Origin of the sequence: Actinobacillus ureae ATCC 25976, from assembly GCF_000188255.1 — a bacterium.
Lineage (GTDB): Bacteria > Pseudomonadota > Gammaproteobacteria > Enterobacterales > Pasteurellaceae > Actinobacillus > Actinobacillus ureae.
Genome location: NZ_GL831080.1, coordinates 505,556 through 511,081, shown reverse-complemented (window position 1 = coordinate 511,081; position 5,526 = coordinate 505,556). Strand labels below are relative to the sequence as shown.

5 protein-coding genes and 2 pseudogenes are annotated in these 5,526 nt (G+C 38.7%); all 7 read right to left on the bottom strand.

Annotated elements, in window-relative coordinates:
• Positions 1 to 43: 43 nt before the first annotated feature.
• Positions 44 to 664 carry a putative periplasmic lipoprotein gene (locus tag HMPREF0027_RS02565; RefSeq protein ID WP_044024231.1) on the bottom strand — a complete coding sequence of 207 codons (621 nt, stop codon included), beginning with the start codon at positions 662 to 664 and terminating at the stop codon, positions 44 to 46.
• Between the two features lie 73 nt (positions 665 to 737).
• Positions 738 to 2,108, bottom strand: a complete 1,371-nt coding sequence (gene gorA, locus HMPREF0027_RS02560; protein ID WP_005622001.1) for a glutathione-disulfide reductase — start codon at positions 2,106 to 2,108, stop codon at positions 738 to 740.
• Positions 2,109 to 2,190: 82 nt separating this feature from the next.
• Positions 2,191 to 2,715, bottom strand: coding sequence for a TIGR00645 family protein (locus tag HMPREF0027_RS02555; protein WP_005621999.1), 525 nt, complete (start codon positions 2,713 to 2,715; stop codon positions 2,191 to 2,193).
• A 100-nt stretch (positions 2,716 to 2,815) separates the two neighbouring features.
• The gene (locus tag HMPREF0027_RS02550) at positions 2,816 to 3,454 is read right to left on the bottom strand and encodes a nitroreductase family protein (RefSeq protein WP_005621997.1); all 639 of its coding nucleotides are present in this window, start codon (positions 3,452 to 3,454) and stop codon (positions 2,816 to 2,818) included.
• Between the two features lie 158 nt (positions 3,455 to 3,612).
• Positions 3,613 to 3,906, bottom strand: a pseudogene (locus HMPREF0027_RS12375) (AzlD family protein).
• A 3-nt stretch (positions 3,907 to 3,909) separates the two neighbouring features.
• A pseudogene (locus HMPREF0027_RS02545) lies at positions 3,910 to 4,553 on the bottom strand (AzlC family ABC transporter permease).
• Positions 4,554 to 4,634: 81 nt separating this feature from the next.
• Positions 4,635 to 5,429 (bottom strand): peptide ABC transporter ATP-binding protein, encoded by a 795-nt coding sequence (locus tag HMPREF0027_RS02540; RefSeq protein WP_005621993.1) that lies wholly within the window; start codon positions 5,427 to 5,429, stop codon positions 4,635 to 4,637.
• Positions 5,430 to 5,526: the final 97 nt, after the last annotated feature.

Sequence of the window (5,526 nt, the reverse complement as noted above, 5' to 3'; positions counted from 1 at the left end):
TCAGATCAAAATTTGCCCTCTTTTTCATTCGATAACAAACCAATTAATAGGAAATCGTCACGGTTTTTACACCACAATTATTCTCTGCGATCTCTTGCTGAGACATAAATGGATAACGACATTGCATTTTTTGTTGGCGAATTTCATTATCCGACATTGGCACTTGCGCACCAACTCGTAACTCTTCCGGAGAGAAGTTACTTACCAATTTACCATTCTCATAAGTACCGTTAACATCTTGGCGACGCTTAGCTGATTTAGATTTTGCTACTGAATGCTTTGTTTTATTCTCAAGCTTCTCATCATGAGATACTGCAACAAATGATTTTTTCGTAACGCTCTTTTCCGGCTTATGGCGTTTTTCAATAATTTTACTTGAGCCAGCAGTTTTATTGGTTTTTACTAATTCTGCTTTCTCTTCTTTTTCAAGATGAGTTGCTGATTTATCTTTCTTGTGTTCTGCTTCGGCAGTTTTCTCAGATTTATCAACTTTTTCCGAAGATGTTTTACTTTCTTCGCTCCTCTGCTCTGAAGATTTTTCTCCTGTTTGAGGCTGTTTTTGCTCTACGGGCGTTTGACTAGAATCAGCATCCTGCTTTTTCGGGTCATCAAAACATCCAGCTAAGAGAAAACTTATCCCTAAAACGGCTAATAAGTTTTTCATTTTAAATTTCATTCCTAATAAGACAAAAAAAGTAAGTAAACAAAAGGTTTACTTACCTCATATATTATTATAATTAGCGCATAGTTACAAATTCTTCTGATCCTGTTGGGTGAATAGCCACAGTGTTATCAAAATCAGCTTTTGTTGCTCCCATTTTAATCGCGACTGCAAATCCTTGGATCATTTCATCAACGCCGAAACCGATACCGTGTAAGCCAACGATTTTTTCGTCTTTACCAACACAGACTAACTTCATTCGACAAGGCTGACGGTGTTGTGTTACAGCAGTATACATTGCCGTAAATGAAGATTTATAAACTTTTACATTTTCAGCACCATACTGCTCAATTGCTTGTGGTTCGGTTAAGCCGACAGTGCCGATAGGTGGGTGGCTAAATACTACCGTAGGCACTAAATTGTAATCTAAATGTTCATTCGGTTTATTGTTAAATAAACGTTCAGATAAACGGCGCCCCGCTGCTACAGCTACCGGTGTTAATTCGACACCGCCTTCAATAATATCGCCGACCGCATAAATATTCGGCACATTGGTATTTTGGAATTTATCTACGATAATCTGACCTTTAGCGTTAGTTTTCACACCTACTACATCAAGATTGATTTTATCGCACGCCGGTTCACGACCAATCGCCCAAATTAAGCAATCAACAGTTGTTTCTCTACCATCCGCTAATTTTAATACTAATGAGCCGTCAGCATTTTTACTAACTTCTTGCGGAATCGCTTGAGTATGTAGCGTAATACCGTCTTGCGCTAATACTTCCACTAACGTTTCAACGATAAGCGGATCTTGATTACGTAACGGTGCGTGTTGACGCACAAATAAATGCGTTTCAGAACCTAAGCTGTTTAATACACCGGCAATTTCAACCGCAATATAACCGGCACCGACTACCGCAACACGTTTCGGTAACTCACGTAATGCAAAGAAACCATTCGAATCAATACCGAATTCAGCCCCTTTAACCGCCGGAATAGACGGGCGACCGCCGGTTGCAATTAAAATATGATCTGCAGTAATTTGTTCGGTAGTACCATCTGCATACGTCACCTCAACCGTTTTGCTATCAACAAATTTAGCAAAACCGTTAAACACATCAACATTATTTTTAGCTAAGACATTGTTATATGAAGTATGAATACGAGAAATATAGGCTTCACGACTTTCGATTAATTTCGCAAAATCAAAATTATTTACTGTCACATCAAAACCGTAATCAGGCGCATAGCTATTAATCGCCTCTGCAATATGCGCACCGTAAAACATCACTTTTTTAGGTACACAGCCCACATTCACACAAGTACCGCCAAGATATTTCGCTTCGATAATCGCACATTTTTTACCATAACTTGTCGCACGATTGATTGAAGCGATACCACCGCTACCACCACCAATGGCTAAATAGTCATAATGTTTTGTCATAATCTTCCCTACTATAAATAAAATAAAAGCGGTTTAATTCTAACCACTTTTTGTAAAAATGCATTAAATTATTGTGATAGGTTTAATGCTGTTTTGAGCTAACTGCTGATGAATGTGAAATCTTATCCGTATAAGCCATTGCTACTGCTGAAATCAAGAACGTCACATGAATAATCACCTGCCATTGCATCGTTTTTTCATCTAAATTTGCCGCATTGATAAAAGTTTGCAGTAAGTGAATAGAAGAAATACTAATAATCGACATCCCCAATTTCACTTTTAATACTGAAGCATTCACATGATGCAGCCATTCAGGTTGATCCGGATGATCATCCACATGAAGTTTTGATACAAATGTCTCATAACCGCCGACAATTACCATAATTAATAAGTTAGCAATCATCACTACGTCAATTAAGTTTAATACCGTTAGCATAATGGTGTTTTCATCCATTACCCCGAGGTTAACGATTAGGTTATAGAGCGATTTCATAAACTTATAGGCATAAATACCTTGCACAACAATTAAGCCTAAGTAGATCGGTAACTGTAACCAACGGCTTGCAAAAATGATTTTATTCAAAATTGAATTATTAACGGGTTGCATACATCCTCAATATCAGCAATCAATAAAAAAGCGAGCTAATTTTAACAAATTTTTGCAAAAGTTTTAATAAATCAGACCGCTTGTTTAACAAATATTACAATTACTTTTTAAAGCCTTTCCCATTATTCCAAGAAACCGTATAGTCGAGTGATAAACGACTACTCGGTAATGCCGCGGTTGCCGCTTTACCTATCGCAAGTAACATCACAGGCAAATAGCGATCAGCATCTACCTCAAGTGCCGCCAATACGGCAGAACAATCAAATACTCCAATCGCATGAGTATCATAGCCCTTATCTTTTGCTATCAACATAAGCTGCATAGCGGCTAAACTGGTATCAGTAATCACTTGATCACGAATATCTTGTTCGCTTGAGGCATTATGTACACTGAGCAGAAAATCCAATGAACGTTGTTTAAATTGCGGATGCAAACAGCCAGTCTCAATAGAACATTCTAAAATATCATCAAGTAATAGCTGATATTGTAAATCTGCCAACACTAAAATCACCGCCGAAGCCGTTTCACACGGTGGTGCATTAAATGCAACGGAACCCAGTAATTTATTCTTTTGCACAGTATCGTCCACTACGACGAAACGCCATGGCTGTAAATTTGCCTTAGAGGGCGCAAGTTGCGCCAACATTAACATTTCCTCTAACACTTGACGCTCAATGCTTACATGAGGGTTAAAAACTTTGATGGTCTTGCGCTGTTCAATAACATTCTTAAGTTCCATTTTTCATTCCTTCTACAATGATTTTTATCAGTGTACGTTTGACTTAAATAAAGAGAAATAGTCTAAATGGGGTATTTAAAGCTTTTTATGAACTAGATCAAAAATCAAACAAGCGGTTAAGTTTGCGAAAAAATTTGCAAATTTAACCGCTTATTCAGCTAAAAGACCGCTCGCAGCAATCCTGTTGCGATAATAGAAATGATCACCGTTGGAAATAAAGAAAATTTCATCATTGCCAAGCAAGTCAGGATTACCTCTATCGTATTGGCAATATCACTGGACATGATGGTCGGGGCAATAACGGAAATTAAAACACAGCCGGGAACCGCTTCCATCACTTTCTCTGTCGTGCGGCTTAATTTTCGATTTCACAACACCAGAAAACCAAGGACACGGATAAGGTAGGTTGAGAATGCCATTAAAATAATCGTAAGAAAAACGCTCGAGGTCATTCTTTATCCTCCCTTGAGGCAAAGAAATAGGCGGATAAAATCCCCCGATAATGCGCCTGCCAGCACATACCAAGCTCCCTCAACCGTATGGAAAACGAGTCCTGCAATCAATAAGCTAATAAACCACGGACGAGCAAGTTTAAACGACTTCCACATTCCTTTTAACATCACTAAAAAGATAGCGGTAAAAGACATATCAAAGCCATATTTTTCCAAATCGCCGACAAAAGGCCCGATATAAGCGCCCAACATACTGGAACTCACCCACATAATATAAAGGCTAATTGCCGTCCCCATATAGTAAGGAATGCTAATTGCTTTTTGTGGGCGTTTCTGCGCATCGGCTAAATTCATCGCCCATACTTCGTCCGTCATAAAAAGAGTAAACCGAGCGACTTCAAACGACCGATGTTTTTCATATAAAGATATAATGCAACCCCCATAATAATATGGCGACTATTAATCAGCATTGAAACAGCAACAATAACGCTGATGGCAAGCGGATGTGTCCAAAGATTTACGGCAGCAAATTCCGAACCGCCGGCAAAATTCAAACCCGTTAACAAGCCGATTTCGTAAAACGGCATCCCTTTTTGTGAAGCTTGAGCACCAAGCACAAGCCCTAATGGAATAAAGCCAAGTGTCATCGGGGAGACTTCCCTTACTCCACGGAGAAATTCATGATGTTGCATAAGTGATTTTTTATTTTACTAATGTATGAAAGAAGACTATTCAGCCCAAGCTTCCGGTGTAAGTTGCTTACCAAAATGGCTTTCAATTAAACGGGCGGTAATCGCACTTTGCGGGTTTAACAGGAGGTCTTTGGTTTTACCATACTCTACCACTTCCCCTTCATGCATGACCATTAATTTATCGGCGATATGTTTAATTAAACCCAAATTCTGACCGACATAGATAATTGAAATGCCCAAACGTTCTTGAAGGGTAAGCATTAAATTAGTCAGTTGTGTTCTCACCGAAAAATCTAATGTACTTAGCGTATCGTCCGCAATCAGGATCTCAGGCTCTAAGATCAGCGCCCGAGCCAAAGCAATACGTTGTTTCTGGCTGCTGGAAGTGTCTTTAATATGAATTAAGGCATGTTCCGGATACATTCCGACCAATTTTAAGATATGAAAGATACGTTCATTACGTTCGGCTTCACTGAGATCTGTTGCCAGACGTAGCGGTGCATCTAAGATTTGCCCGATGTTATAGTTAGGATCAAAGGCGTAATTCGGGTCTTGGAACATCATTCGAATATGACGAGTACGGAATTGGTAATCGCCAAATTTTAATTTTTTGCCACGAAATAGCATACTTCCGGAAGTCGGTTTGGTTAAACCGACAATCATTTTTGATAAAGTCGATTTCCCCGCACCGTTTTCACCGATAATCGCTAGCGTCTCACGCTTATTTAAGCTAAAAGAAACCTCTTTTACCGCATAAAAATCCTGCTTGCGAAATAAACTTATTCGGTCAGTAAAACGTTTACTGAGATTTTGAATTTCTAATAATGCCATAACAGTAATAGATAATGGAGAAAAGATAATTTAAACGAATAATTATTGATTATCCCTTTTCAATTATCAATGAAAAAGACCGCCGATAATGATCTGA